A 26,285-nucleotide genomic window follows, 5' to 3' on the forward strand; every position below is an offset into this window, starting at 1 on the left:
GGCGGCGCAGCCTCGCGGGCTCGCCCGGGGCCATCTACAGTCAGCGAATCATATTCTGCATGTTTCATGCGCGGAGCCCATTGCACCTTGGAACACAACGAAGGCTCGATCGGCAAGCTGGCCCGCAGCTCGCAGCGCCTGAACTTCTGGCTGTTCGGTCTGCTGGCGCTCAGCCTCGGGCTGGTGGGCGTGAGCTTCTGGGCGATCAAGCGCGTGCTGCAGGAGGAGTACGACAAGATCGACTTCCACTTCTCCCGGCTGATGGGCGACATCCGCGAGCACGAGGCGTTCCTGCTGCGCATCGCCCAGCAGAGCGACGAGGCCACCCGCAAGCGCGACCAGGACGTAGTGCCGCTGCAGCTCTCGCTGCAATGGCGCGAGGGGCCGATGGAGGTCTACGAGGGCCGCGAGTTCTCCTTCGCCATGCCCTTCACCCTGGCCGCCCGCGACCATGCGCCGGCGGACGGCGTCTCCACCGGGCCGTTCTCCCTCGGGGTGATGCTGGCGAACTTCTACTCCAGCGTCTGGAGCACTTCCAGCTACCCGGCGCCGCAGGCGCTGCTGTTCGACCTGGACGGCACCACCAGCATCGCGGTGCCGGCCCTGGCCAGCTCCCCGGGGCGCGGCGGGCTGGCCCGCGACACCTTCCTCGAAGTGGCCGCGCGGGTCGCCGCCGGCGTGCGCGAGCGCCCGCCCCCCGCGCACGACTACCAGGTGCACTGGGGCCGCGCCGACACCTACCACGGCGACAGCCGCGCGCTGCTCGGCTACGTCACCGTCGACCTGCCGGACAGCCTGTGGTGGGAAGGCGAGCGCGAGCGCCAGGTGATCGCCGCCAGCCTGCTCGACCTGGACCGCATCAACGACTACGAGCAGACCCTCCTGCGCCCGCTGTTCGGCCAGCTGACCCTGCTGGCGCCGGACGGCCGCCAGCTGATGGGCCCACCGCGTCCGGCGGAGCTGGACGACGGCCTGAGCCTGGGCAGCCGCGGCATGCTGTTCAAGCTGCGCAGCCAGCCCCACGGCGGCTGGGTGGCCGTCTACGGGGTGGACTACACGCTGTTCTTCCGCAACCTGGAGTGGCTGTTGCTGAGCCTGCCGGCGCTGGTGCTGACGGGCGTGGGCATCGGCCTGTACAGCGTGCGCTGGTACGCGCGGCGGGTGGTGGGGCCGGCCAGCGCGGCGCACCTGCGGGTGGTGGAGAGCGACGCCTTCAGCCGCACGGTGATCGACACCGCGCCGGTGGCCCTGTGCGTGCTGGGCCGCCACGGCCAGCAACTGATCATCCACAACCAGTTGGCCGCGCAGTGGCTGGGCAGCGAGGCCGACATCCTCGCCCTGGCCCGCGACTGGCGGCTGTTCGACGGCGGCTGGCAGCACGGCGAGCTGTGCATCCGCAACGACGGCCTGTACCTGCAGGCGGCCTTCGCCGCCACCCGCTACCACGGCGAGGAAGCGCTGCTCTGCGTGTTCCGCGACATCACCGCCTACCACCAGGCTCAGGGCGCGCTGGCCGAGGCCAAGCGCGCGGCGGACTCGGCCAACGCCGCCAAGACGCTGTTCCTGGCCAACATGAGCCATGAGATCCGCACGCCGCTGTACGGCGTGCTGGGCACCCTGGAACTGCTCGCCCTCACCAGCCTGGACGTGCAGCAGCGCGGTTACCTGCAGGCCATCCAGGGCTCCTCGACGACCTTGCTGCAACTGATCAGCGACATCCTCGACGTGTCCAAGATCGAGGCCGGGCAGATGCTCCTCACGGAGGAAGACTTCAGCCCCCTGGACCTGGCCGAGGAAGTGATGCGCGGCTTCGCCGTCGGCGCCGCCGCCAAGCACCTGCAGTGGTACGCCTGCATCGACGCCGAGGTTCCGGCGCGCCTGCACGGCGACGCGGCGCGCCTGCGCCAGGTGCTGAACAACCTGCTGAGCAACGCGCTGAAGTTCACCGACGTCGGCCGCGTGGTGCTGCGCCTGAAGGTGCTCGGCCACGATGGGCCGCGGGTGCGCCTGCAATGGCAGGTCACCGACACCGGCATCGGCATTCCCGAGCACCTGCAGCCGCGCCTGTTCGAACCCTTCTTCCAGGTCACCGAGGGCCACGGTAGCCTGGGCGGCACCGGCCTGGGCCTGGCCATCTGCTCGCGGCTCACGCAACTGATGGGCGGCGAGCTGCGCCTGGTCAGCGAGCCGGGCCTGGGCAGCAGCTTCTCGCTGTTCCTCGACCTGCCCGAAAGCGGCGAGGGCGGCAGCGCCCTGGCCGAGGTGCAGCTGCAATCCGGGCCGGTGTACCTGCGCGGCGCCGTGCGCGAGCTGGCCGGCTGCCTGGAGGCCTGGCTGCAGCGCTGGGGCTGCCTGGTGCTGCCCGGCGAGCCGCCGCCCGGCAGCGAGGCGACGACGGTGCTGCTGGAGCTGTTTCCCGATGCCCTGGAGCGCTGCGACTGGTCGGGGCCGCGGGTGCGCGTCCTGGCCGAGGCCGCCGGCCAGCCGCAGTTCGAGCGCGGCGCCTGGTGCGTCAGCCCGCTCAGCCTGCGCGGCATCGCCCGGACCCTGGCGCTGGCGCAGAACGGCGAGGAGCAGCTGCCGGCGGTGGCCGAGCCGCCGCGCTTCGGCAAGCTCGGCCTGCGGGTGCTGGTGGCCGAGGACAACCCGGTCAACCAGGTGCTGCTGCGCGAGCAGCTGGAGGAGCTGGGCTGCCAGGTGCGCCTGGCCGGCGACGGCCGCGAGGCGTTGCGGCAGTTCGAGGGCGAGACCTTCGACGTGCTGCTCACCGACGTCAACATGCCGCACTGCAACGGCTACCAACTGACCCGCGAATTGCGCGAGCGCGGCCTGGCGCTGCCGATCATCGGCGTGACCGCCAACGCCATGCGCGAGGAGGGCGAGCGCTGCCGGGCGGTGGGGATGAACGCCTGGCTGGTCAAGCCGCTGAGCCTGCAGGTGCTGCACGACACCCTGCGCGCGCTGGCGGCGCCCGGCGCGGTGGCTGGCACTGCGCAGGCGCCGCAGGCCGCGGCGGGGCTGCAGGTGCCGGCGCACATGCTGCGGCTGTTCGTCGACACCATGCGCCAGGACCTGGAAAGCGCCGCCCAGGCCCGTCAGGCGGGCGACGCGGCAGCGCTGTGCCAGGCCCTGCACCGCATGGCCGGGGCCCTGGCGGTGGTGCGCGGGCAGGCCCTGGTGCGCAGCTGCCGGCTGCTGGAGGAGGGCCTCGGGGAAGGCCGCGTGGACTGCGACGATCCGCGGGTGGAGCGCCTGCTGGCGCGGATCGACGAGGCTCTGCGCAGCCTCTGAGGGCTAAGCTGAGAAGGACGGCCCGTCGCTGCGGCGGGCAACAGGCATGACCAAGAGACCGTTATGGAAAAACTCAGAATCGTGGTGGCCGATGATCATTCGATCGTACGGATGGGCGTGCGCGAAGTGGTGCAGGGGGACCCGCGCTTCTCCATCGTCGGCATGGCCGCCAACTCCAGCGAACTGGTGCGCCTGTACGGCGAGCTGGCGCCGGACATCGTCATCGCCGACTACAACATGCCCGGCGACGAGCAGTACGGCGACGGCCTCAAGCTGGTCGGCTACCTGCTGCGGCAGTTCCCGGGCACCCGCGTGCTGATCTACACCATGCTCAGCAACAACCTGATCTTCTCCAGCCTCTACGACCTGGGCGTGGCCGGGGTGGTGCCCAAGAGCAGCGACCCGGAGGAAATCCTCGCGGCGCTCGACGCCATCGCCGGCGGGCGCATCTACCGCGGCGCCTGCATGCAGGACCCGAACAGCGTGCTGCCCGGCGGCGACGACATCGAGGGGCGCATCGCCAGCCTCTCGACCAAGGAGTACGAAGTGCTGCGCCACTTCGTCTCGGGCCTGAGCGTGCGCGACATCGCCCGGGTGCTCAACCGCAGCGTGAAGACCGTCAGCGCGCAGAAGATCGCCGCCATGCGCAAGCTGGAGGTGGACAGCGACCAGGCGCTGCTGACCTTCTGCATCAAGGCCGAACTCTTCCAGTAAGAGCATGTAGGAATCTTCTCATTACATACATAGGAATAGTTGGAAATTTCTTTGAGATTCGTCTGATTAAAGCATTCTCGAGCACTCCCTAAAGTATGCGGCGTCGAGGCTGCCGGCCCTCCATCGCCACTGCGCTGGAAGGCGGTGGCGAGGAACCTTCGAGTGGCTCGGGTTCCTCGGGCGGGCCATTGCCGCTCGGCAGGCAGCCAGCGCAACCGCATTCAATTGGAGTTCGATCATGCACAAGAACCTGCTCGCCGCCCTGATCGTGGCCGGCGCCGGCCTGTCGCTAAACGCCCAGGCGGCCCAGACCGGGCAGATCCAGATCACCGGTAAGGTGGTGGATACCACCTGCTCGGTGGACGCCGGTTCGGGCAATGTCCAGGTGACCCTGCCCAACGTCGACAAGTCGCTGCTGCAGAACCCGGGCAGCAACACCGGCATCACCCCGTTCTCGGTCAAGGTCTCCGGCTGCACCGGCAGCTCCGGCGCTGGCGCCGACGTCGTGTCCGTCGCCTTCGTCCCGGATGCCAACGTCGACATGAACGGCAACCTGGTCAACACCGGCGGCGCCAGCGCCGTGGCGGTGCAGCTGCTGGACAAGAACCAGCAGCCGATCAACATCCACAACGACAGCTACAGCGCCCAGGTGGCCCGCGGCGAGTCCACCGACGTGTCCGGCGGCGACATCAACCTGAATTACTACGCCCGCTACTTCTCCGCGGCCGGCGGGGCTGGCGCGGGTGACGTCGCGACCCAGGCGAACTTCCAGCTGATCTACCAGTGATCCACCCGTGATCGACCTGCCCGAGGCTCCGCCCCGGGCATCGAGGTACCCATGAAACAAGTCTTCCCCTCGCTGCGGCCGGCCTGGCTGCTGGCCGGCCTCCTGCTGCTCGCCTTCGGCGCGCCCCTGGCCCGCGCCGGGGTGGTCATCGACGGCACGCGGGTGATCTACCCGGCGAAGGAACGCGAGGTCACCCTGCGCCTGACCAACCAGGGCAAACAGCCGGTGCTGATGCAGGTCTGGGCCGACCGCGGCGACGAACGCTCCACGCCGCAGACTGCCAACGTGCCCTTCCTCATCACGCCGCCGATCTTCCGCCTGGACCCGCAGAAGGGCCAGAGCGTGCGCCTGATGTTCACCGGCGAGAAGCTGCCGCAGGACCGCGAGTCGCTGTTCTGGTTCAACGCCCTGGAAGTGCCGCCCATGCCCCAGGGCGCCGAGGCCAATTACATGCAGATCGCCGTGCGCTCGCGGCTGAAGCTGTTCTACCGGCCGGCCGGGCTGCCCGGCGACGTGGGCAGCGCGGTGGGCCAGGTGCGCTGGCAGCTGGTGCGCCAGGGCGCGGGCTATGCCCTGCGCGGCGACAATTCCAGCCCCTACCACCTGTCCTACAGCGGCCTGACCCTGGTCCAGGGCGGCCGCGACTACAAGGCGGCGGGCGGGATGATCGCGCCCTTCGCCAGCCAGACCTTCGCCCTCGACGGCTTCGCCGGCGGTACGGGCGCCGGGCAGGTGCGCTACCGCTGGATGAGCGACTACGGCGCCGCCCCGGAACGAACCGCCAGCCTGCATTGACCCCGGCCGCGCCTGGCGCGCGAGGGCCGATCCGACAAGGTACATCGATGTCTCGTCATTCCCGCCGTATTCCGGCCGCGCGCCGGCGCGCCTGGCCGTGCCCGGGGCCGCTGGCCCTGGCCATCGCCGCGGCCTGGGCCGCCTTCCCGGCGGACGCGCCGCGGGCCGCCGAGGACGCGCTCTATGCCGCCTTCAACCCGGCCTTCCTGCGCGGCCCCGACGGCCGCCCGCTGGACGTCACGCGCTACGAGCACGGCAATCCGGTCACCCCCGGCAGCTACCGGGTGGACGTCTACGTCAACCAGACCTGGACCGGCCGCCAGGAACTGCGGGTGCGCGGCGGCGAGGGCGACGCCCCGCCCAGCTACTGCTTCAAGCGCAGCCAGTTGCCGGCCCTGGGCCTGGACAGCGCCCGGCTGCCGGACGCCAAGGCCACCGCGCGCGCCCTTGAGGACGCCGACTGCGTGGACGTGGTGCGCCTGGTGCCCGGCGCCCGCGCGGACTTCGTCCAGGGCGACCTGCGCCTGGACCTGAGCATTCCCCAGGCCTACCTGGGCCGGGTGTCGCGCGGCTACGTCGACCCGCGCGACTGGGACCGCGGCGTCACCGCGGCCTTCGTCGACTACAACGCCAACGCCTACCGCACCGAGGCCGGCGGCACCCAGGACCAGTACTACGCCGGCCTCAACGCCGGGCTCAACCTGGGCGACTGGCGCCTGCGCCACAACGGCAGCTACAGCCAGAGCCAGGGCGACCGGCAGAAGAGCACGCGGCACTACGACGCGATCAGCAGCTACGCCCAGCGCGACGTCACCGCGCTGAAATCGCAGCTGACCCTGGGCGAATACTTCACCCCCGCCGACCTGTTCGACAGCGTGCCCTACAGCGGCGTCCAGCTGGCCTCGGACGACCGCATGCTGCCCGACTCGCAGCGCGGCTTCGCCCCGGCCATCCGCGGCACCGCCGAGACCAACGCCAAGGTCACGGTGCGCCAGGGCGGCAACGTCCTCTACGAAACCAGCGTGGCGCCCGGGCCCTTCGTCATCGACGACCTGTACAACTCCGGCTACGCCGGCGACCTGGAAGTGACGGTGACCGAGGCCGACGGCCGCGTGCGCCAGTTCACCGTGCCCTTCGCCAGCGTCGCGCAGCTGCTGCGCCCGGGCGTGTCGCGCTACAGCGTCACCGCCGGCAAGTACCGCGACGACCGCCTGGACGACACCCCGAACTTCGTCCAGGGCACCTACCAGCGCGGCATCTCCAACCTGTGGACCGGCTACACCGGCAGCATAGTCGCGGAGAACTACCTGGCGCTGCAGGGCGGCCTGGCCCTGAGCACGCCGGTGGGCGCCTTCGCCTTCGACGTCACCCAGTCCCACGCCAGCGGCCTGAAGGCCGGCGACCAGGGCGGCAGCGCCAGCGGCCAGAGCTTCCGCCTGAGCTACAGCAAGCTGCTGGAGTCCACCCGCACCAACTTCGCGGTGGCGGCCTACCGCTTCTCCAGCGACGGCTACCTGAACTTCGCCGACTTCGCCTACGCGCGCTCGCCGGAAGACGCCAACTACATCGCCTGGCGCCAGCGCAACCGCTTCCAGGTCAACCTCAGCCAGCCCCTGGGCGAACGCCTGGGCAGCCTGTACCTGAGCGGTTCGGCGCAGAACTACTGGAACACCGGCAAGGGCAGCGACATGAGCTACCAGGCCGGCTACTCCAACAGCTTCAGCTGGGGCAGCCTGAGCCTGTCGGCCAACCGCACCCGCGCGCTGTCCGGCGAGACCGACACCCAGTACATGCTCAACCTGTCGCTGCCGCTGGGGCGCTTCAGCCACGCGCCGTACCTGAACAGCACCACCACGCGCAACAGCAACGGCGATATCAACAGCCAACTGAGCGTGGCCGGCTCGCTGGGCGACTACAACCAGTTCAGCTACGGCGTGTACGGCTCGCGCAGCCGCATCGACGGGCAGAGCAGCAACACCGGCGGCGCCAACGTGCAGTACCGCGCGCCGCAGACCAACCTGTCGGCCAGCTACAGCGAAGGCGAGGGCTACCACCAGTACGGCCTGGGCCTGACCGGCAGCGTGGTGGCGCACCCGGGCGGGATCAACTTCAGCCAGGCCCAGGGCGAGACCCGCGCGGTGATCGAGGCCAGGGGCGCGGCCGGCGCGGCGCTGGTCAACAGCAGCGGCGGCGCGGTCGGCGGCAACGGCTACGGGGTGGTCTCCAGCCTGATGCCCTACCGCGAGAACCAGGTGGCGCTCGACCCCAAGGGCCTGCCCGACGACGTCGAGCTGCAGACAACCGCGCAGAACGTGGCGCCGCGCTACGGCGCGGTGGTGATGCTCAAGTACCCCACCGTCAGCGGCCAGCCGTTGCTGCTGCGCCTGCTGGACGAGCAGGGCAACAACCTGCCGGTAGGCGCCGAGGTGCTCGACGCCAAGGGCAACAGCCTGACCCTGGTGGGCCAGGGCAGCCGGGTGTTCCTGCGCCTGCGCGACACCAGCGGCGAGCTGCAGGTGCGCTGGGGCGAAGGCCCGCAGCGGCAATGCCGGGCGCGCTACCAGGTGCCGGCCGCGGCCGGCGACGGCAAACCCTTCCAGCAGGCCGAGGCGGTGTGCGTGCGCCCGTCCGCCGGCGGTGAACTGGCGGCCCGCTAGGCGGCCGCGTTCGACGAGGTATCCATGAAGAAGATTTTCCTGTTCTGCCTGTTGCTCGGCGGCCTGTCGACCACGGCCTGGGCGAGCTGCAGCTTCGACTCCGGCTACATGACCTCGCAGCTGAACATCAGCCTGCCGGCGACCATCAGCGTGCCCGTCGATGCCACGCCGAACAGCGAGCTGTGGAGCAGCGGCTGGGTCTCCGCCAGCGGCAACAACATCAGCTGCAACAGCACCGGCGTCGTCTCCGGCGTGCTGGCCGCCGGCATCGGCGCCGCCGTGCCGGGCTTCACCAACAGCAACGGCTTCCCCTCGGTGTTCAAGACCAACATCGACGGCATCGGCATCTCGGTCTACTGGTGCAACAACGCCAACTGCAACCCGAACTACAACAACGTGACGCCCATCGCCAGCCTGGCCTGGCCGGTGAGCGCCACCCAGTACCCGCTGAAGAACTCCTGGTGGGTGCGCCTGGTGAAGACCGGGCCGATTCTCAATGGCGGCCAGCTGCAGGTCAGCGGCACCTCCACGGTGTCGTACCAGAACCTGCAGGTGGCGCAGCTGACCTTCACCGGCGCCACCGCGGTCACCTCGCGGGCCTGCGAGATCAACCCCGACAGCCAGGGCATCACCGTGCCGCTGCCGACCGTGCTCAAGAGCGACTTCCCCGCCGGCCTCGGCGTGCTGGCCGACAACGGCAAGGCCCGCGCCTTCCGCATCAACCTGCGCTGCGACAGCGGGGTGCAGGTCTGGTACCGCATCGACGGCGCCAGCAGCGGCAACCAGGTCCTCGACAACGCCAGCGGCGCCGGCATGGCCGGCGGCGTCGGCGTCCAGCTGTTCTATGGCGACGTCAGCAGCACCCTGGTGCAGCCCCTGGCCACCCGCGCGCTGCAGACCACCACCACGGGCGCCGGCCAGGCGGTTAGCATCCCGCTGGCGGCCAAGTACTACAAGACCGCCAGCACGGTGACGGGCGGGCAGGTTGCGGTCACCGCGACCTTCACCATGACCTACGAATGAGCGACCGTTCGTCCGTTGGCGGGGGATAAAACCGACCTGCTGTCGATCCCCTCCGGCCCGGCGCGACTATAGGTATCTGCGTCCCACCGCCGGAGGAGCCGAGGATGAAATACCTGTGCCTGATCTACCTGGACGAGAAAGCCGCCGCGCATCTGCCCGCCCATGACTACCGCGCCGTGGTGGAAGAGTGCCTGGGCTACGAGCAGCAGCTGCGCGAGCGCGGCCAGCTGCTGGCGGTGGAGGCCCTGCAATCGGTGGACAGCGCCACCACCCTGCGCCACCGCGACGGCCAGCTGTCGGTCACCGACGGGCCCTTCGCCGAGACCCGCGAGCAGCTCGGCGGCTTCTACCTGATCGAGGCGCGCGACCTCAACGAGGCCATCCAGATCGCCGCGAAGATCCCGCCGGGGCGCCTGGGCTGCATCGAGGTGCGGCCGATCCGCGACTGGGAGCAGCACTTCGCCGCCCAGGGCTGAGCCCCGCCATCCGCCGCGGCGGCGAGCCGCTCGAAGAGGAGAGCCAAGCATGAGCATCGACAACTTCACCCTGCCGCCCGTGGTGCCCCGCGAAGACTGGCTGGCCGCGCGCAAGCGCCTGTGGCGGCTGGAGCGCGAGGCCACCCACGCCCGCGACGCCCTCAACGCCGAGCGGCGCAAGCTGCCGCTGGTGCGCATCGACAAGGACTACCGCTTCGAAGGCCCCAACGGCCCGCTGCGCCTGCTCGACCTGTTCGAGGGGCGGCCGCAGCTGATCGTCTACCACTTCATGTTCCACCGCGACCGTGGCGAGGGCTGCGAGGGCTGCTCCTTCCTGGTCGACAACCTCGGCCGCCTGGAGCACCTGCACGCCCGCGGCACCACCCTGGCCCTGGTGTCCCGCGCGCCGCTGGCGGAGATCGCGCCGTTCCGCGCGCGCATGGGCTGGCGGCTGCCCTGGTACTCGTCCTTCGGCAGCGACTTCAACTACGACTTCCACGTCACCCTCGACGAGAAGGTGGCGCCGATCGAATACAACTACCGCGACCTGGACGAACTGCGGCGCCTGGGCCAGGACTACCACATCCAGGGCGAGCAGCCGGGGATGAGCGTGTTCCTGCGCGACGGCGACAGCGTCTACCACAGCTACTCCGCCTACGGCCGCGGGCTGGAGGCGCCGCTGTTCACCTACCACCTGCTCGACCTCACGCCCCTGGGCCGTGGCGAGGGCTGGGGCGGCATGGCCGACCTCGACGGCAAGGGCATGAACTGGCTGCGCTACCATGACCGCTACGACGACGAGCGACCGCCGCACGGCTGCTGCGCATCCTGAAGAGGAGGAATCGCCATGGGAAGTCCCATCGACCCGGCCATCCAGCGCCTGCTGGACGGCTGGCTGGAAGCGGTACAGGCCGGCGACGTGGCGGCCATCGTCCGCCACTACAGCGACGACGTGCTGGCCTTCGACGCCGTGGCCCAGCTGCAGTTCGTCGGCCGCGAGGCCTACGCGCAGCACTGGCGCGCTTGCCTGCAGGCCTGCCAGCAGACGCGTTTCGAGCGCCACCACCTGGCGGTGGAGCAGGGCGGCGACGTCGCCTTCGGCCACTACCTGTCGTACTGCGGCGGCAAGGACGAGAAGGGCGAGGAGAAGGCCTCCTGGGCGCGGGCGAGCTTCGGCCTGCGGCGGGTGGATGGGGAATGGAAGATCGTCCACGAGCATTTCTCCATCCCCTTCGACATGCACACCGGGCAGCTGCTGTTCGACGCCCAGCCATGAGCCGGCCGCATGCATGACTACGCGCCGCCTTCGCTGCGGGACGTGGTGGATGAAATCTACCGCCGCGAATCGCGGCGCGTGCTGGCCACGCTGATCCGCCTGCTGGGCGACTTCGACCGCGCCGAGGAAGCGCTGCACGACGCCTTCGCCGCCGCCGTGGAGCAGTGGGGGCGCGATGGCCTGCCGCACAACCCGCGGGCCTGGCTGGTCTCCGCCGGGCGCTTCAAGGCCATCGACCACCTGCGCCGGCGGGTGCGCTTCGACGCCTCGCTGGAGCAGATCGCCCGCCAGCTGGAGATCGACGCCCAGGGCGAGGAAGAGGCCGAGCACGAAGGCCTGGAGGACGACCGCCTGCGCCTGGTGTTCACCTGCTGCCACCCGGCGCTGGCCGCCGACGCCCAGGTGGCGCTGACCCTGCGCGAAGTCTGCGACCTGCGCACCGAGGAAATCGCCCGGGCCTTTCTGGTGCAGCCCGCGACCATCGCCCAGCGCATCGTCCGCGCCAAGCAGAAGATTCGCGATGCGCGCATTCCCTACCAGGTGCCGGAGCCGGCCGAGTTGCCTCACCGCCTGGCCAGCGTGTTGCGCGTAGTGTACCTGGTGTTCAACGAGGGCTACGCGGCCTCCAGCGGCGAATCTCTGACCCGCGCCGACCTCTGCGCCGAGGCCATCCGCCTGGGCCGGCAACTGCTGGAACTGTTGCCGGAGCCGGAAGTGCTGGGCCTGCTGGCGCTGATGCTGTTGCAGGAATCGCGGCGCGCCGCGCGCAGCGACGAGCACGGCGAGCTGGTGCTGCTGGAGCATCAGGACCGCTCGCGCTGGGACGCCGGGCTGATCGCCGAGGGCCAGCGCCTGGTCGGCCTGGCCCTGGCCAGCCGCCGCTTCGGTTCCTACACCTTGCAGGCGGCCCTTGCCGCGGTGCACGCCGAGGCGGCGGACCTGGCCAGCACCGACTGGCCGCGGATGCTGGCGCTGTACGACGCGCTGCTGCAACTGCAGCCCTCGCCGGTGGTGGAACTCAACCGCGCCGTGGCCCTGGCCATGCGCGACGGCCCCCAGGCCGGGCTGGCAGCGGTGGACGCCATCCTCGCCCGCGGCGAACTGGCCGACTACCACCTGGCCCACGCCGCCCGCGCCGACTTCTGCCGACGCCTGGACCGCCCCGCCGAGGCCCGCGAGGCCTACCAGCGCGCGCTAACGCTGACGCGCCTGGAACCGGAACGACGCTTCCTCGAACAGCGCCTGCGGGAGTTGGAAACGTAACCGCACCAAGCTCGACCACGACGTAGGGCGCATAACGCCTACAGCGTTATCCGCCGTTTGACCGTGGTCCAGGCGGCTCCAAGGCTGACCTTAGCGTGGCTGTGACCTGGGCCAAACGGCGGATAACCGCGAACGGTTATACACCCTACGCCCAGCCCATCCTTTACGTTTGCGCCGCCATCTCCCGCAGCCGCTCCAGCGAGACGATGCGCAGCTGCCGGTAGCCCAGCTCCAGCGCGCCGCCGGCCACCAGTTCGCGCAGTTCCAGGGACAGCGTCTGGCGGCTGATGCCGAGCATCATCGCCAGCTCGTCCTGGCTGATGCGCACCAGCTGGCGCTGCTCGCCGTCGATGCTGCCGTCGCCGCGCGCCAGCTGTTCCAGGCGGCTGGCGATGCGGGCACGGGTGGAGCGCAGCATGGCGTCTTCCAGCAGGCGGTAGACCAGGCGCGTGTGCTGCGCCTGGAGCACGCAGACGGCGCGGGCGAAGCCGTTGTCGAGCATCAGCCGGTCGAAGGTCGCCTGGTCCACGCCCAGCACCTCGCTGTCGCGGCTGGCGATGACGTCGTGGGTGCGCGGCAGGCCGTCGAGCATCGAGGCCTCGCCGAACCAGTGGCCGGGCTCCAGCACCGCGAGGATCGCTTCCTTGCCGTCCTCGCGCAGGGTCGAGGCCTTCAGCTTGCCCTGCAGCAGGGTGAGGAAGTGCTCGCCGCGGTCGCCCTGGCGGAACACGAACTCGCCGGCGCGCAGGCGCAGGCGCCGGCCCTCGGCGGCCAGGGCATGGCGCACCGCGGGGGCGAGGCGGGCGAACCAGGGGTTGGCGTCCAGCTGTTGCAGCAGCGCTTCGGTGTCGGTCATGGGGCGGGTTCGGGCAGTGGGTCGAGGCACTTTGACCGCCTTGCCCGGCCGCTGCAAGCCAGGGCCAATTGTCGGGTTTCCGGCAGTCCTGCGCCGCGCGCTGGCCTAGCCTGCCTGGCAGCGCGGGCGGCGTGCGCCCGCAGGCCAAGGAGAACAACAAGATGAGTTTCGCAGCCAAGGTAGTGTGGATAACCGGCGCCTCTTCCGGCATCGGCGAGGCGCTGGCGCTGGCATTGCTGGAGCAGGGCGCCGAGGTGATCCTCTCCGGCCGCCGCGTCGAGGCCCTGCAGGCGCTGGCCGGACGCGCCCCGCAGCGGGCCCTGGTGCTGCCCTTCGAAAGCACCGACTACGAGCGCCTGCCGGCCCTGGTGGAGCAGGCCTGGGCCTGGCGCGGGCGCATCGACCTGCTGGTGAACAACGCCGGCGTCAGCCAGCGCAGCCTGGCCCTGGATACCGGCCTTGCGGTCTACCGCCAACTGATGGAAGTGGACTACCTGGCCCCCGTGGCCCTGACCCAGGCCCTGCTGCCGCGCCTGGTGGAACAGCGCGGCGGGCAACTGGCGGTGGTCAGCTCGGTGGCCGGCAAGGTCGGCGCGCCGCTGCGCACCGGCTACTGCGGCGCCAAGCACGCGGTGGTCGGCTACTTCGAGGCGCTGCGCGCGGAAGTGGAGGCGGCCTACGGCATCGGCGTCAGCGTGATCCTGCCGGGCTCGGTGCGCACCGCCATCGCGCTGAATTCCCTGGAAGGCAACGGCACCCAGCGCGGCCGTTCGGACACCAACATCGACAACGGCATCGACCCGGCGGTGGCGGCCCAGACCATCCTCGCCGGCCTGGCTGCGCGGCAGCACGACATCGTGGTGGCCGAGGGGATGGAGAAGCTGGCCTTGCAACTGCGGCAGGCTGATCCGGAGAAGCTTTTTGCGCTGGTTGCGCAGGAGGGCGCGCGTCTGGCGCAGCAGCGGGAGGAGTTGGGGGCTGGGGCTTCTATCGATCCGGGGGATGTGAGTCGGTTGCAGGGGTGATGTTGTCTTGCTCGCGAATGGTGCTTCCAGGGGCGTTGGGTGGCTGGGTTCTAGAGCGCCCTCTCCCCAGCCCTCTCCCTGAAGGGAGAGGGGGCTTGTCCGTGCCGGCGGAGAGAATGGCGTTCGCCGGCTGACTCAGGAGTGCCCAAGCATGCCGAACGGTCCCCTCTCCCTTCAGGGAGAGGGTTAGGGAGAGGGGCGGAGTAAAACCACCGCTCCAAAGCCACCAGCAAGAACCAACCCCCTACACTCCCAACCTCTTTGCTAAGCTGCCGGGTTTGCTAAGCTGCCGGGCGCCGCAATCCATTCGAGGTCCCGCCATGCGCCGTTCCCCCCTGTTCGCCACCCTTGGCCTGCTCGCCCTTCTCAACGCCCCCGCCGTCTTCGCCCACGCCCACCTGAAGAGCGAAACCCCCGCCGCCGACAGCACCGCCGCCGCCCCCAGGGAGCTGCGCCTGACCTTCTCCGAGGGCGTCGAGGCGAAGTTCACCAAGGTCACGGTCACCGCCGCCGACGGCAAGGCCGTGAAGGTGGCCGGCATCGCCACCACCGAGGGCGACGCCAAGGTGCTGGTGGTGACCTTCGACCAGCCGCTGCCCGCCGGCGAGTACAAGGTGGAATGGCACGCTGTTTCGGTGGACACCCACAAGAGCAACGGCAGCTACGCCTTCAAGGTCGCGCCCTGAACCATGAGCCGCATCCGCCATGGATGACGCCCTGGTTTTCTGCCGTTTCCTGCATCTCGCCCTGACCCTGACGCTGTTCGGCGTGGCGCTGTTCCGTGCGGTGCTGCGCCGCCAGGAGCCCGCCGTGCTCGCTGCGCTGGACGGCCACGTGCTCGCTGGGCAACGCATCGCCGCCGCGCTGGCGCTGCTCGGCGGCCTGGCCTGGCTCGGCCTGGTGGCGGCGAGCATGGCCGGCGACTGGTCCGCCGCGCTGGATGGGCCGACGCTGCGGCTGGTGCTGGGGCAGACCTTCTTCGGCCAGGTCTGGGCCTGGCACCTGCTGGCGAACGTCGCGCTGCTGGTTGCGCTGTGCCTGCCGCTGTCGGCGGACAACCCGCTGCGCGTGCTGCTGGCCGGCGCGGTGCTGGCCAGCCTGGCCCCGGTAGGCCATGGCGCCATGCTCGACGGCTGGGCCGGCGTCGGGCTGATGCTCAACCAGGCGCTGCACCTGCTCTGCGCCGGCGCCTGGCTCGGCGGCCTGCTGTTGCTGGCGGCGCTGCTGTACCGCGCGCCGGATTCCACCCATGGCGAGGCGCTGCGGCGCTTCAGTGGCGTCGGCTACCTGTTGGTGGCCGGGGTTGCGGCCAGCGGGTTGGTGAACGTCTGGGCGCTGGTCGGGCAATGGCCGGACCCGCGCACTTCCACCTTCGGGCTGGTGCTGACGATCAAGCTGCTGCTGGTGGCGGGGATGCTCGCCCTGGCGCTGCTCAACCGCGTGGCCCTGGCCTTCCGTGAGAAGCGCCTGCTGGCGCTGCGGCGCAGCGTGGTGCTGGAGTGGGTGTGCGGGCTCGCGGCGGTGGCCGTCGTGTCGCTGTTGGGGACGTTGTCACCGGCGGGGTAGAGGGACGCCAAGGTTGGCTCCGCGCGATGCGGGGCCAAGGTCAGGCGGCGGATAACCGCGAACGGTTATTCGCCCTACGTCAAGGTCGGGCCTGGCGTAGGGCGCATAACGCCTACGGCGTTATCCGCCGTTTGGCCTTGGTTCCCGGCGGCTCCGGGGTTGACCTGAGCGTTGGCTGAGGCCCCGGTGTATCGGTGGATAACCGCGAACAGGTGTTTCAACGCGCCGGCAGGATGACTCCGCGGCACTCGCCGAAGCCGATGCGCGGGTAGCCTTCGCGTTCGCACCAGGCGCGGAAGATCACTTCGTCGCCGTCCTGTAGGAAGGTGCGCTGCTCGCCGCCGGGCAACTGCAGCGGCTGCTTGCCGCCGAAGGTGCTCTCCAGCAGGCTGCCGAAGGCTTCCGGCGCGGGCCCGGAGAGGGTGCCGGAGCCGAACAGGTCGCCGGCCTGCAGCTTGCAGCCGCCGACGCTGTGGTGGGCGACCATCTGCGCCACCGTCCAATACATGTTCTGCGTGTTGCTCAGCGCCAGGCGCAGCGGCTCGATGCCCTGCTCGCGCATGGCGGCGGTCTGCAGCAGCACTTCCAACTGGATGTCGAACGCGCCATGGGCCTGGTCGTGCTCGTCCAGCAGGTAGGGCAGCGGCTGCGGGTCGCCTTCCGGGCGCGCCGGCTGGGCCTTGCGGAACGGCGCCAGGGCCTCGGCGGTGACCACCCAGGGCGACACGCTGGTGGCGAAGTTCTTCGCCAGGAACGGGCCCAGCGGCTGGTATTCCCAGGCCTGCACGTCGCGCGCCGACCAGTCGTTGAGCAGGCAGTAGCCGGCCACGTGCTGCTCGGCCTGGCCGATGCCGATGGCCTCGCCCATCTCGTTGCCCGGGCCGATCCAGATGCCCAGCTCCAGTTCGTAGTCCAGCCGCTTGCTCGGGCCGAAGCCCGGGGCCTCGGCGCCCGGCGCCAGGGTCTGGCCGTTGGGCCGGCGCACCGCGGCGCCGGAGGCGACCACGGTGGAGGCGCGGCCGTGGTAGCCGATGGGCACGTGCTTGTAGTTGGGCAGCAGCGGGTTGTCCGGGCGGAACAGGCGGCCGACGTTGTTGGCGTGGTGGATGCCGACGTAGAAGTCGGTGTAGTCGCCGACCTGGGCCGGCAGGTGCAGCTGGCAGTTGGCCTGGGCCGGCAGCAGGCTGGCGCCCAGCTCCTGCATCCGCGCCTGCTGCGGGCTGCCTTCGGCCAGCAACGCCTGCAACTGCTCGCGCAGCACGCGGCGCGGGCCGGCGCCGAGGGCGAAGAAGGCGTTGAGGCTGGCGCCGCTGGCAGCTTCGGCGGCGTGGCGGGCCTCGCCCTCGAACAGGTCGGCGGCCAGCGCCGCCTTCAGGTCGAGGATGTGCTCGCCGATGGCCACGCCGCCGCGCGGCTCGCGGCCGGGGCTGCTGAACACGCCCAGCGGCAGGTTCTGCAGGGGGAAGTCGGGGTGGCCGTTGGCGGAGTCGAGCCAGCTGCGGCGGGTGTCTGCCTGGTTCATGGGTTCAGTTCCTCTGGAAGGTCTTGGCCATGCCGCTCCAGCAGGCGTCGTAGTCGCGCTGCAGTTGCGGGCATTCGAGAGCGTAGCGGCTCGGGCGCAGCACGCGGCCGGTCTCGAACATGAAGGCCATGGTGTTTTCGATCTTGTGCGGTTTCAGCTCGGCGGCGATGGCCTGCACGGTGCTGGCGTTGTCCGGGCCGTGGGCGCTCATGCAGTTGTGCAGCGAGGCGCCGCCGGGGGCGAAGCCGTCGGCCTTGGCGTCGTAGGCGCCCTGGAGCAGGCCCATGAATTCGTTCATCAGGTTGCGGTGGAACCACGGCGGGCGGAAGGTGTTCTCGGCCACCATCCAGCGCGGCGGGAAGATCACGAAGTCGACGTTGGCCATGCCGTGGGTGTCGCTGGGCGAGGTGAGCACGGTGAAGATCGATGGGTCCGGGTGGTCGTAGCTGACCGTGCCGAGGGTGTTGAACAGGCGCAGGTCGTACTTGTAGGGCACGTTGTTGCCGTGCCAGGCGACCACGTCCAGCGGCGAGTGGTCCAGCTCGCAGGCCCACAGCTCGCCGAGGAATTTCTGCACCAGCTGCACCGGCGCGTCGATGTCTTCGTAGTGGGCCACCGGGGCGAGGAAGTCGCGCGGGTTGGCCAGGCCGTTGCTGCCGATCGGGCCCAGGTCGGGGATGCGCAGGGCGGCGCCGTGGTTCTCGCAGATGTAGCCGCTGGCGCTGGCGTCGAGCAGTTCGACGCGGAACTTCATGCCGCGCGGGATCACCGCGATCTCCAGCGGCTCGATGTCCAGCCGGCCCAGCTCGGTGGCCAGGCGCAGGCGGCCCTGTTGCGGGACGATCAGCAGCTCGCCGTCGGCGTCGTAGAACACCCGGTCCATGGAGCGGTTGGCGCGGTACAGGTGCACGCTGACGCCGCTGGCCTGCTCGGCGTCGGCGGTGGCGGCGAGGGTCAGCAGGCCGTCGAGGAAGTCGGTGGGCTCGCCGGGGATGTCCTGGGGGTTCCAGCGCAGGCGGTTGGGGTTCACCTGGCCCAGTTCGCGGCCGGGAATCTGCCGCGCCAGGCGCTCGAAGCGCGGGTGGCTGGCCGAGGGCTTGATGCGGTACAGCCAGGTGCGCCGGGCCTCGCTGCGCGGCACGGTGAAGGCGGTGCCGGAAAGCTGCTCGGCGTAGAGCCCGAAGGGCACCTGCTGCGGCGAGTTCTGCCCGTGGGGCAGGGCGCCGGGCAGGGCCTCGCTGCTGAACTGGTTGTTGAAACCCGACAGGTAGGTGAGCGATTCGGCGGACGACATGGCGACCTCGTTGTTTTTGTAATCGAATTACGAATAACGTAATTTGAACGCCGGAAGGGGTCAAGCTATAACAGCGCCTCCATCGACGAACGAGTCATTGCATGGCCATTCCCAGGGACACCGGCGACGCGCCGAAACGCCAGAAAGTGCAGGCCGCCGAAGTCGGCACCGACATCCTCAAGGGCCTGGCCGACCTGGCCCCGGCCACTTCGCTGTCGCGCCTGGCCGAGCACGTGGGCATGCCCGCGGCCAAGGTCCACCGCTACCTGCAGGCGCTGATCGCCAGCGGCTTCGCCGAGCAGGACGCGGCCACCAACCACTACGCCCTGGGCCCGGAGGCGCTGTTCGTCGGCCTGGCCGCCATCGGCCGGCTGGACGTGGTGCGCGCCGCCATGGCGCACCTGAGCGCGCTGCGCGACGAGCTGAACGAAACCTGCTTCCTCGCCGTGTGGGGCAACAAGGGCCCGACCGTGGTGCAGGTGGAGCAGCCGCTGCGCGCGGTGACCCTGGTCACCCGGGTGGGCTCGGTGCTGCCTCTATTGGGCTCGTCCACCGGCCTGGTGTTCAACGCCTACCTGCCCGACGGCGAGACCGCGCCGCTGCGCGAGGAGGAGAAGGGCATGCCTGGCGCGCTGGACGAGGCGGAGTTGCACAAGCAGACGGCGGAGATCCGGGCTTCCGGCTTGCACCATGTGCATGGGCTGTTGATGCCGGGGGTGAATGCCCTGTCGGCGCCGGTGTTCGCGGTGGGTGAGCAACTGGCGGGGGTGGTGACGGTGGTGGGGGCGGCGAGTGCCTTCCGCGCCGAGACCCAGGGGCGGGCGGCGGAGTTGCTCAAGGAAGCGGCGGCAGCGATTACCGCGCGGATGGCGGGGCGCAGGCCGGAGTAGGGCGGATAACCGTTCGCGGTTATCCGCCGTTGGCCGGAACACCGTTGCCGGGGACGATGGCGGATAACGCCGTAGGCGTTATGCGCCCTACGGGGCCAAACAAAGCTCCGTAGGATGGGTTGAGCGAAGCGATACCCATCACCGTGGCCCGATGGGTATCGCAAGCTCAACCCATCCTACGAGAGCGCTTCGGAGCGGTGGGTCTGGCTCACTTCGTCTCCAGCACCCCGCGGCGGATCTGATCCCGCTCTATCGATTCGAACAGCGCCTTGAAGTTGCCTTCGCCGAAGCCGTCGTCGCCCTTGCGCTGGATGAACTCGAAGAACACCGGGCCCATCAGGGTTTCCGAGAAGATCTGCAGCAGTAGCCGGCGGCTGCCGCCCTCGGAGGTGCCGTCGAGGAGGATGCCGCGGTTGCGCAGTTCTTCCACCGGCTCGCCGTGGTTGGGCAGGCGCTCTTCGAGCATCTCGTAGTAGGTCGCCGGCGGCGCGGTCATGAAGCGCATGTTCAGGCCCTTGAGGGCATCCCAGGTCTTCACCAGGTCGTCGGTGAGGAAGGCCACGTGCTGGATGCCCTCGCCGTTGAACTGCATGAGGAATTCCTCGATCTGCCCGGCGCCCTTGGAGGATTCCTCGTTGAGCGGGATGCGGATCATGCCGTCCGGCGCGGTCATGGCCTTGGAGGTCAGGCCGGTGTACTCGCCCTTGATGTCGAAGTAGCGGATCTCGCGGAAGTTGAACAGCTTCTCGTAGAAGTCCGCCCAGTAGGCCATGCGCCCGCGGTACACGTTGTGGGTGAGGTGGTCGATGATCTTCAGGCCGGCGCCTTTGGGGTGGCGGTCCACGCCCTCGATGAACTCGAAGTCGATGTCGTAGATCGACGAGCCCTCGCCGAAGCGGTCGATCAGGTACAGCGGCGCGCCGCCGATGCCCTTGATCGCCGGCAGGCGCAGTTCCATCGGCCCGGTGGGGATTTCCACCGGCTGCGCGCCCAGCTCCAGGGCGCGGGCGTAGGCCTGGTGGGCGTTCTTCACGCGGAAGGCCATGCCGCACACCGAGGGGCCGTGCTCGGCGGCGAAGTAGGCCGCCAGGCTCTTGGGTTCGTTGTTGAGGATCAGGTTGATCTCGCCCTGGCGGTACAGGTGCACGTCCTTGGAGCGGTGGCTGGCCACCTTGGTGAAGCCCAGGCTGGCGAAGATGGGTTCCATCACGCCGGGGGTGGGGGAGGCGAATTCGATGAATTCGAAGCCCATGAGGCCCATGGGGTTGTCGAAGAGGTCTGCCATGTTCGTGTTCCTCGCGGTGGACGCGCTTCTGGTATGCGTCCGGGATTCGGAAAGTCGTGGGGAGTCAGCTGCGCGGCTGGCGCGGCGGCGAGCAGGGCACGCCGCGCACGCTGCGAGCGAGGAAGTCGCCGATGGTGACTTTGAATCCGAGGCTGTGCATGACGCGCTCCTCAGGCCGGCTTGTCGGCCTGGACGTCCGGGTGGGCCTGGCGGAAGGCCGGGTGCTCCAGGGCCAGGCGCTCTACCCTGAGTATGCGCGGGAATGGGCTCAGGTCCACCTTGAAGCGGCGGGCGGCGTACAGCTGCGGCAGCAGGTAGACGTCGGCCAGGCCCGGCTGCGGGCCGCAGCAGAAGCCTTGGTCGCCGATCAGCGCTTCCACGGCCTTCAGCCCTTCGCCGATCCAGTGGGCGATCCACTGGTTCACGCCGTCTTCGTCTATGCCCAGGGCGCGCAGGCGGTTGAGCACGGCGACGTTGTGCAGCGGGTGGATGTCGCAACCGATGAGCGCCGCCACGCCGCGCTGGTGGGCGCGCTGCAGGGCGTCGGCCGGCAGCAGGGCGGGCTCGGGGTAGCGTTCTTCGAGGTATTCGATGATCGCCGGCGACTGGATCAGCAGTTCGCCTTCGTCGGTGCGCAGGGCCGGCACGCGGCCTTGCGGGTTCAGCGCCAGGTAAGCGCCTTGGCGGTGCTCGCCCTGCAGCAGGTTGACCGGCACGTGCCGGGGCTGCAGGCCCTTGAGGGCCAGGGCGATGCGCACGCGGTAGCTGGAGGTGGAGCGGTAGTAGGTGTAGAGGTCCATGGACTCTCACTCGCAGGCAGCGTGCGCGTCGTGGCGGGCACTGTTGTTTTCGTAATTGCCTTACACTCTGCGTAATTTTTCCGCCGAGGGCAAGCCCCCGCGCTCCTTCGGGGGCTCGCCGCGCTGCCTTCAGTCGATGCGTTCGAAGGGCAGGCCGACGTAGTTCTCGGCGATGCAGGTGCGCCCGGCCTGGGAGTCGAGGAAGTAGGCCAGTTCAGTATCGAGCATCTTCTGGGTGAAGGCGTCGTTGTCGGGGAATTTGTGCAGCATGCTGGTCATCCACCAGCTGAAGCGCTCGGCCTTCCAGATGCGCCGCAGGGCAACTTCCGAGTAGCGCTGCAGCAGCTCGACGCGGCCTTCGCCGTAGACCTTCACCAGGATGCGGTACAGGGCGTCGACGTCGCTGGCCGCCAGGTTCAGGCCCTTGGCGCCGGTGGGCGGGACTATGTGCCCGGCGTCGCCGACCAGGAACAGCTTGCCGTACTGCAGCGGCTCCACCACGAAGCTGCGCAGCGGGGCGATACTCTTCTCCAGCGACGGGCCGGTGACCAGGCGCGCCGCGGCGTCGGCTGGCAGGCGGCGCTTGAGTTCGTCCCAGAAGCGCTCGTCCGACCAGTCCTCCACCTTCTCCTCCAGGCCCACCTGCAGGTAGTAGCGGCTGCGGGTGGCCGAGCGCATGCTGCTGAGGCTGAAGCCGCGCTCGCTGCTGGCGTAGATGAGTTCGTGGTTGACCGGCGGGGTGTCGCTGAGCAGGCCGAGCCAGCCGAAGGGGTAGACGCGTTCGTAGATCTTCAGCTTGTCCGCCGGGATGGTCTGCCGCGATACGCCGTGGAAGCCGTCGCAGCCGGCGATGTAGTCGCAGTCCAGGCGCGCTGTCTCGCCGTCCTTGCTGAAGGTGACGTAGGGCTTCTCGCCCTGCACCTCGTGCAGCTGCACGTCGCCGGCTTCGTAGATGCTCAGGGCGCCGCTGGCCTGGCGGGCTTCCATGAGGTCGCGGGTGACTTCGGTCTGGCCATAGACCATCACGTTCTTGCCGCCGGTCAGGCCCTTGAGGTCGATGCGCTCGCGGCGGCCGTCCAGCACCAGTTCGAAGCCGTCGTGGGGCAGGCCTTCGGCGTCCATGCGGGCATTGGCGCCGGCCTCGCGCAGCAGGTCCACGGTGCCCTGTTCCAGCACCCCGGCGCGGATGCGCCCGAGCACGTAGTCCGGGCTCTGGCGTTCGAGGATGACGTTGTCGATGCCGGCGCGTTGCAGCAGTTGGCCGAGCAGCAGGCCGGAAGGGCCGGCGCCGATGATGGCAACCTGGGTTTTCATTGTTGTTTTCCTCGTCGTCGCGGGCCGGGGCCTGGTCGTAGGCACGCCCCCTGGCCGCGTAGTTGTTATTGGCACCTGCATTTTTGGTGGATGAATCGCCGCGCAGAAGGCAATATCCAACAGATAACCTGGATTTTTCGTGGATAGCCCCGGCGGCCTATAAATGCACAAGACGCCCGCTTCGAATCCGGTCCCGGTGTTCCAGCTGTACGGCGAGACCCACGCCTGGCCGACACCCGACCCCCTGCACTGCGAGACCATTCCGTCGCGCAGCAGCCTGTACGACTGGGAAATCCGCCCGCACCGCCACGCCGACCTGGTGCAGCTGCTCTACGTGCGCGCCGGCGAAGCCGAGCTGGAAGTGGAGGGCAGCGTCACCCGCGTGCGCGAGGCCACAGTGCAGGTCTCGCCGCCCCTGTGCGTGCACGGCTTCCGCTTCACCGCGCAGATCGACGGCTACGTCCTCAGCCTGGCCCAGCCCTTCGCCGAGGAACTGCTGCGCCAGTTCGACCGCGCCGTGCTGGAACAGCCGCAGTGCTACGCGGTGGGTGAGGACGAGCGCTACCTGAGCACCCTGTTCGACTCCATCGAGCGCGAATACGCGCGCCAGGAGCCGGGCCGCGAGCTGATGCTGCGCTCGCTGGTCAGCGCCCTGCTGGTGTGGCTGGGGCGCCGCCACCTGCAGGCCAGCCACGCCGCCAGCGCCGCGCCGGACCGTGGCCGCGAGCACCTGCAGGCGTTCCGCCGGCTGGTGGAGAAACACTTGCGCGAGCACCTGCCGATCGAGCGCTACGCCGAGCGCCTGGGCATCAGCGCGGCGCACCTCAACGCCCTGTGCCGGCGCCTGGCCGGCGTCTCGGCGCTGCAGCTGATCAGCCAGCGCCTGCTGCTGGAGGCCAAGCGCAACCTGGTGTACACGGACATGACCGTGCAGGAGGTCTCCGACCAGCTGGGCTTCTCGGAGCCGGCGTACTTCTCGCGATTCTTCAAGCGCGGCACCGGGCAGTCGCCCAGGGCCTTCCGGGGTAACCGATGAACATCGACTCACGCATCAAGTTCCGCCACCTGCTGTGCTTCCTCGAAGTGGCCCGCCTGGGCAGCCTGGCGCGCGCCGCCGACCGCCTGGCGGTGAGCCAGCCGGCGGTGTCGAAGACGCTCAAGGAGCTGGAGGAAGTGCTCGACGCCAGCCTGTTCGAGCGCGGCAAGGGCGGCGCCGTGCTGACCGAGGCCGGCATCGCCTTCCTGCGCTACGCCGGGCCCTGCGTGCAGGCCCTGCGCGACGGCGTGGAGAGCCTGCGCGGCGGCGAATACGCGGCCAGCAGCGCGCGCTTGGGCGTGCTTTCCACCGTGGAGGGCGCCTTCCTCCCGGAAGTGGTGCGGCGCCTGCACGCGCGCCACGGGGCGCTGGTGGTCAGCGTGGTCACCGGGCCCAGCGCGCACCTGCTCTCGCAACTGCGCGTCGGCGAACTGGACCTGGTGGTCGGGCGCATGACCGACAGCCCGCAGATCCAGGGCCTGACCTTCGAACACCTGTACAACGAGCCGCTGACCCTGGTGGTGCGCGCCGGCCACCCGTTGCTGGGCCGGCCGCTGGACGCGGCGGAGCTGGAGGAATACCCGCTGGTGCTGCCCACCGCCGGCACCACCATCCGCAAGCGCGTCGACAGCCTGTTCGTCGAGCACGGCCTGCGCCAGTCGTCGCGGCGCCTGGAAACCCTCTCGCTGAGCCTGAGCCGGCGCTACGTCGACGACAGCGACGCGGTGTGGATGGCGCCGCTGGACGCGGTGCGCGCGGCCCTGGGCAAGGGCGAGCTGGCCGAGCTGGCGCCGCAGCTGCAGGAGGCCGGTGGCTCGGTGGGCATCTGCAGCAACGCCTCGCTGCCGCTGTCCCTCGGCGCGCACTGGTGCCAGGAGGTGCTGCGCGAGGTGGGGCAGGAATACCGCGAAGGGGTTTATCCATAACCATTTGGTTATGGGTTTCGGGCAGCTTTTCAATTTCCCTGCGCGTCGAGCTGGCGGAAACTGCGGAGCACATGCCTGGTGCTCTACAGGCTCCTATAACTCCAACAACAGGAGACCGCCATGTCCGAAGTGGACAACAGCCGGTTCGTCATCCGTGACCGCAACTGGCACCCCAAAGCCCTCACCCCCGACTACAAGACCTCCGTCGCCCGCTCCCCGCGCCAGGCGCTGGTAAGCATCCCGCAGTCGATCTCCGAGACCACCGGCCCGGACTTCTCGCACCTGAAGTTCGGCGAGCACGACAACGACCTGCTGCTCAACTTCAACACCGGCGCGCTGCCCATCGGCGAGCGCATCGTCGTCCACGGCCGCGTCGTCGACCAGTACGGCAAGCCGGTGCCCAACACCCTGGTGGAAATGTGGCAGGCCAACGCCGGCGGCCGCTACCGGCACAAGAACGACCGCTACCTGGCGCCGCTGGACCCGAACTTCGGCGGCGTCGGCCGCGCCATCACCGACAGCGACGGCCGCTACATCTTCCGCACCATCAAGCCCGGCCCCTACCCGTGGCGCAACGGCCCCAACGACTGGCGCCCGGCGCACATCCACTTCTCCATCAGCGGCCCGTCCATCGCCACCCGGCTGATCACCCAGCTGTACTTCGAGGGCGACCCGCTGATCCCCATGTGCCCCATCGTCAAGTCGATCGCCAACCCCGAGGCGGTGCAGAGCCTGATCGCGCGCCTGGACATGGGCATGGCCAACCCCATGGACTGCCTGGCCTACCGCTTCGACATCGTCCTGCGCGGCCAGCGCCAGACCCACTTCGAGAATCGCTGAGGAGGTTCGCCATGCCCGTTCAACTGCTCCCCGAAACCCCCTCGCAGACCGCCGGCCCCTACGTGCACATCGGCCTGGCCCTGGAAGCGGCCGGCAACCCGACCCGCGACCTGGAAATCTGGAACCAGATGGCCAAGCCCGGCGCCGCCGGCGAGCACATCCTGCTGCTGGGCCACGTCTACGACGGCAACGGCCACCTGGTGCGCGACTCCTTCCTGGAGTTCTGGCAGGCCGACCACGAAGGCAACTACGACAGCCGCTACGACGCCGAGAAGGCGTTCAACGGCTTCGGCCGCACCGCCACCACCTTCGATGCCGGCGAGTGGACGCTCAAGACCATCAAGCCGGGCGTGACCAAGGCCGCCGACGGCCGCCCGCAGGCGCCGCACATCAACGTGTCGCTGTTCGCCCGCGGCATCAACATCCACCTGCAGACGCGCCTTTACTTCGAGGACGAGGCCGAGGCCAACGCCAAGGACCCGGTGCTCAACCTGATCGAACAGGCGCCGCGCCGCGAGACCCTGGTGGCCCGCCGCTGCGAAGTGAACGGCCAGCTGGCCTATCGTTTCGACATCCGCATCCAGGGCGAAGGCGAGACGGTGTTCTTCGATTTCTGATGCGTTCCGGCGCCTGAACGGGCGGGCCGCGC

Annotated in this window: 24 protein-coding genes; 18 read left to right on the plus strand and 6 right to left on the minus strand. The window is 69.6% G+C overall.

Annotated elements, in window-relative coordinates; translation table 11 throughout:
- Positions 1-87 precede the first annotated feature (87 nt).
- From FG99_RS22525 to FG99_RS22570, 10 genes are all read left to right on the plus strand, one after another.
- The gene (locus FG99_RS22525; RefSeq protein WP_043272407.1) at positions 88-3,291 is read left to right on the plus strand and encodes a hybrid sensor histidine kinase/response regulator; all 3,204 of its coding nucleotides are present in this window, start codon (positions 88-90) and stop codon (positions 3,289-3,291) included.
- 63 nt (positions 3,292-3,354) lie between these two features.
- Positions 3,355-4,005 (plus strand): response regulator, encoded by a 651-nt coding sequence (locus tag FG99_RS22530; protein WP_043272408.1) that lies wholly within the window; start codon positions 3,355-3,357, stop codon positions 4,003-4,005.
- Between the two features lie 238 nt (positions 4,006-4,243).
- Positions 4,244-4,792 (plus strand): fimbrial protein, encoded by a 549-nt coding sequence (locus FG99_RS30870; protein ID WP_051879123.1) that lies wholly within the window; start codon positions 4,244-4,246, stop codon positions 4,790-4,792.
- A gap of 51 nt (positions 4,793-4,843) precedes the next feature.
- The gene (locus tag FG99_RS22540) at positions 4,844-5,587 is read left to right on the plus strand and encodes a fimbria/pilus periplasmic chaperone (RefSeq protein WP_043272409.1); all 744 of its coding nucleotides are present in this window, start codon (positions 4,844-4,846) and stop codon (positions 5,585-5,587) included.
- Between the two features lie 47 nt (positions 5,588-5,634).
- The gene (locus tag FG99_RS22545) at positions 5,635-8,244 is read left to right on the plus strand and encodes a fimbria/pilus outer membrane usher protein (RefSeq protein ID WP_081884699.1); all 2,610 of its coding nucleotides are present in this window, start codon (positions 5,635-5,637) and stop codon (positions 8,242-8,244) included.
- A gap of 24 nt (positions 8,245-8,268) precedes the next feature.
- Positions 8,269-9,267: a fimbrial protein gene (locus tag FG99_RS22550; RefSeq protein ID WP_043272410.1), complete on the plus strand. Its 999-nt coding sequence runs from the start codon at positions 8,269-8,271 to the stop codon at positions 9,265-9,267.
- Between the two features lie 104 nt (positions 9,268-9,371).
- A complete protein-coding gene (locus tag FG99_RS22555) occupies positions 9,372-9,743 on the plus strand; it encodes a YciI family protein (protein WP_043272411.1) in 372 nt (123 codons plus the stop codon).
- Positions 9,744-9,792: 49 nt separating this feature from the next.
- Positions 9,793-10,575 carry a DUF899 domain-containing protein gene (locus FG99_RS22560; RefSeq protein WP_081884700.1) on the plus strand — a complete coding sequence of 261 codons (783 nt, stop codon included), beginning with the start codon at positions 9,793-9,795 and terminating at the stop codon, positions 10,573-10,575.
- Positions 10,576-10,590: 15 nt separating this feature from the next.
- Complete coding sequence (locus tag FG99_RS22565) at positions 10,591-11,019, plus strand: YybH family protein (RefSeq protein ID WP_043272412.1); 429 nt, start codon at positions 10,591-10,593, stop codon at positions 11,017-11,019.
- A 9-nt stretch (positions 11,020-11,028) separates the two neighbouring features.
- Positions 11,029-12,282: an RNA polymerase sigma factor gene (locus tag FG99_RS22570; RefSeq protein WP_081884701.1), complete on the plus strand. Its 1,254-nt coding sequence runs from the start codon at positions 11,029-11,031 to the stop codon at positions 12,280-12,282.
- A 163-nt stretch (positions 12,283-12,445) separates the two neighbouring features.
- Here the strand turns inward: FG99_RS22570 and FG99_RS22575 are convergent, their stop codons facing one another.
- On the minus strand, positions 12,446-13,138 hold the full coding sequence (locus tag FG99_RS22575) for a Crp/Fnr family transcriptional regulator (RefSeq protein ID WP_043272413.1): 693 nt from the start codon (positions 13,136-13,138) through the stop codon (positions 12,446-12,448).
- Positions 13,139-13,299: 161 nt separating this feature from the next.
- Here FG99_RS22575 and FG99_RS22580 point away from each other — a divergent pair, with 161 nt between their 5' ends.
- The 3 genes from FG99_RS22580 to copD all read left to right on the plus strand — a co-directional run bounded on the left by FG99_RS22580 (position 13,300) and on the right by copD (position 15,729).
- Positions 13,300-14,163 carry an SDR family NAD(P)-dependent oxidoreductase gene (locus FG99_RS22580; protein ID WP_043272414.1) on the plus strand — a complete coding sequence of 288 codons (864 nt, stop codon included), beginning with the start codon at positions 13,300-13,302 and terminating at the stop codon, positions 14,161-14,163.
- A gap of 320 nt (positions 14,164-14,483) precedes the next feature.
- Positions 14,484-14,849, plus strand: coding sequence for a copper homeostasis periplasmic binding protein CopC (copC, locus tag FG99_RS22585; RefSeq protein WP_043272415.1), 366 nt, complete (start codon positions 14,484-14,486; stop codon positions 14,847-14,849).
- 19 nt (positions 14,850-14,868) lie between these two features.
- Entirely contained in the window at positions 14,869-15,729 is an 861-nt protein-coding gene (gene copD / locus FG99_RS22590) for a copper homeostasis membrane protein CopD (protein WP_043272416.1), read from the plus strand.
- Between the two features lie 217 nt (positions 15,730-15,946).
- Here the strand turns inward: copD and fahA are convergent, their stop codons facing one another.
- Together fahA and hmgA are read right to left on the minus strand one after the other, a co-directional pair.
- Positions 15,947-17,251, minus strand: a complete 1,305-nt coding sequence (fahA, locus tag FG99_RS22595) for a fumarylacetoacetase (RefSeq protein ID WP_043272417.1) — start codon at positions 17,249-17,251, stop codon at positions 15,947-15,949.
- Positions 17,252-17,255: 4 nt separating this feature from the next.
- The gene (gene hmgA, locus FG99_RS22600) at positions 17,256-18,545 is read right to left on the minus strand and encodes a homogentisate 1,2-dioxygenase (RefSeq protein WP_043272418.1); all 1,290 of its coding nucleotides are present in this window, start codon (positions 18,543-18,545) and stop codon (positions 17,256-17,258) included.
- Positions 18,546-18,646: 101 nt separating this feature from the next.
- On the opposite strand from hmgA, the gene FG99_RS22605 reads away from it, so the two are divergent.
- Complete coding sequence (locus FG99_RS22605; RefSeq protein WP_043272419.1) at positions 18,647-19,435, plus strand: IclR family transcriptional regulator; 789 nt, start codon at positions 18,647-18,649, stop codon at positions 19,433-19,435.
- Between the two features lie 208 nt (positions 19,436-19,643).
- On the opposite strand, the gene hppD is transcribed toward FG99_RS22605, so the two are convergent.
- From hppD to pobA, 3 genes are all read right to left on the minus strand, one after another.
- A complete protein-coding gene (gene hppD / locus FG99_RS22610) occupies positions 19,644-20,720 on the minus strand; it encodes a 4-hydroxyphenylpyruvate dioxygenase (RefSeq protein ID WP_043272420.1) in 1,077 nt (358 codons plus the stop codon).
- A 170-nt stretch (positions 20,721-20,890) separates the two neighbouring features.
- Positions 20,891-21,520, minus strand: coding sequence for a maleylacetoacetate isomerase (maiA, locus tag FG99_RS22615; protein ID WP_043272421.1), 630 nt, complete (start codon positions 21,518-21,520; stop codon positions 20,891-20,893).
- A gap of 129 nt (positions 21,521-21,649) precedes the next feature.
- On the minus strand, positions 21,650-22,834 hold the full coding sequence (pobA, locus tag FG99_RS22620; RefSeq protein ID WP_043272422.1) for a 4-hydroxybenzoate 3-monooxygenase: 1,185 nt from the start codon (positions 22,832-22,834) through the stop codon (positions 21,650-21,652).
- 163 nt (positions 22,835-22,997) lie between these two features.
- On the opposite strand from pobA, the gene FG99_RS22625 reads away from it, so the two are divergent.
- From FG99_RS22625 to pcaG, 4 genes are all read left to right on the plus strand, one after another.
- A complete protein-coding gene (locus FG99_RS22625; RefSeq protein ID WP_043272423.1) occupies positions 22,998-23,870 on the plus strand; it encodes a helix-turn-helix domain-containing protein in 873 nt (290 codons plus the stop codon).
- Positions 23,867-24,796 (plus strand): pca operon transcription factor PcaQ, encoded by a 930-nt coding sequence (pcaQ, locus tag FG99_RS22630; protein WP_043272424.1) that lies wholly within the window; start codon positions 23,867-23,869, stop codon positions 24,794-24,796. Before FG99_RS22625 ends, pcaQ begins: the two co-directional genes overlap by 4 nt.
- Positions 24,797-24,916: 120 nt before the next feature.
- Positions 24,917-25,636, plus strand: coding sequence for a protocatechuate 3,4-dioxygenase subunit beta (gene pcaH / locus FG99_RS22635; RefSeq protein ID WP_009618056.1), 720 nt, complete (start codon positions 24,917-24,919; stop codon positions 25,634-25,636).
- Positions 25,637-25,647: 11 nt separating this feature from the next.
- Complete coding sequence (pcaG, locus tag FG99_RS22640; protein ID WP_009618058.1) at positions 25,648-26,253, plus strand: protocatechuate 3,4-dioxygenase subunit alpha; 606 nt, start codon at positions 25,648-25,650, stop codon at positions 26,251-26,253.
- Positions 26,254-26,285: the final 32 nt, after the last annotated feature.

Origin of the sequence: Pseudomonas sp. AAC, assembly GCF_000725445.1 — a bacterium.
Classification (GTDB): Bacteria; Pseudomonadota; Gammaproteobacteria; order Pseudomonadales; family Pseudomonadaceae; genus Pseudomonas; species Pseudomonas citronellolis.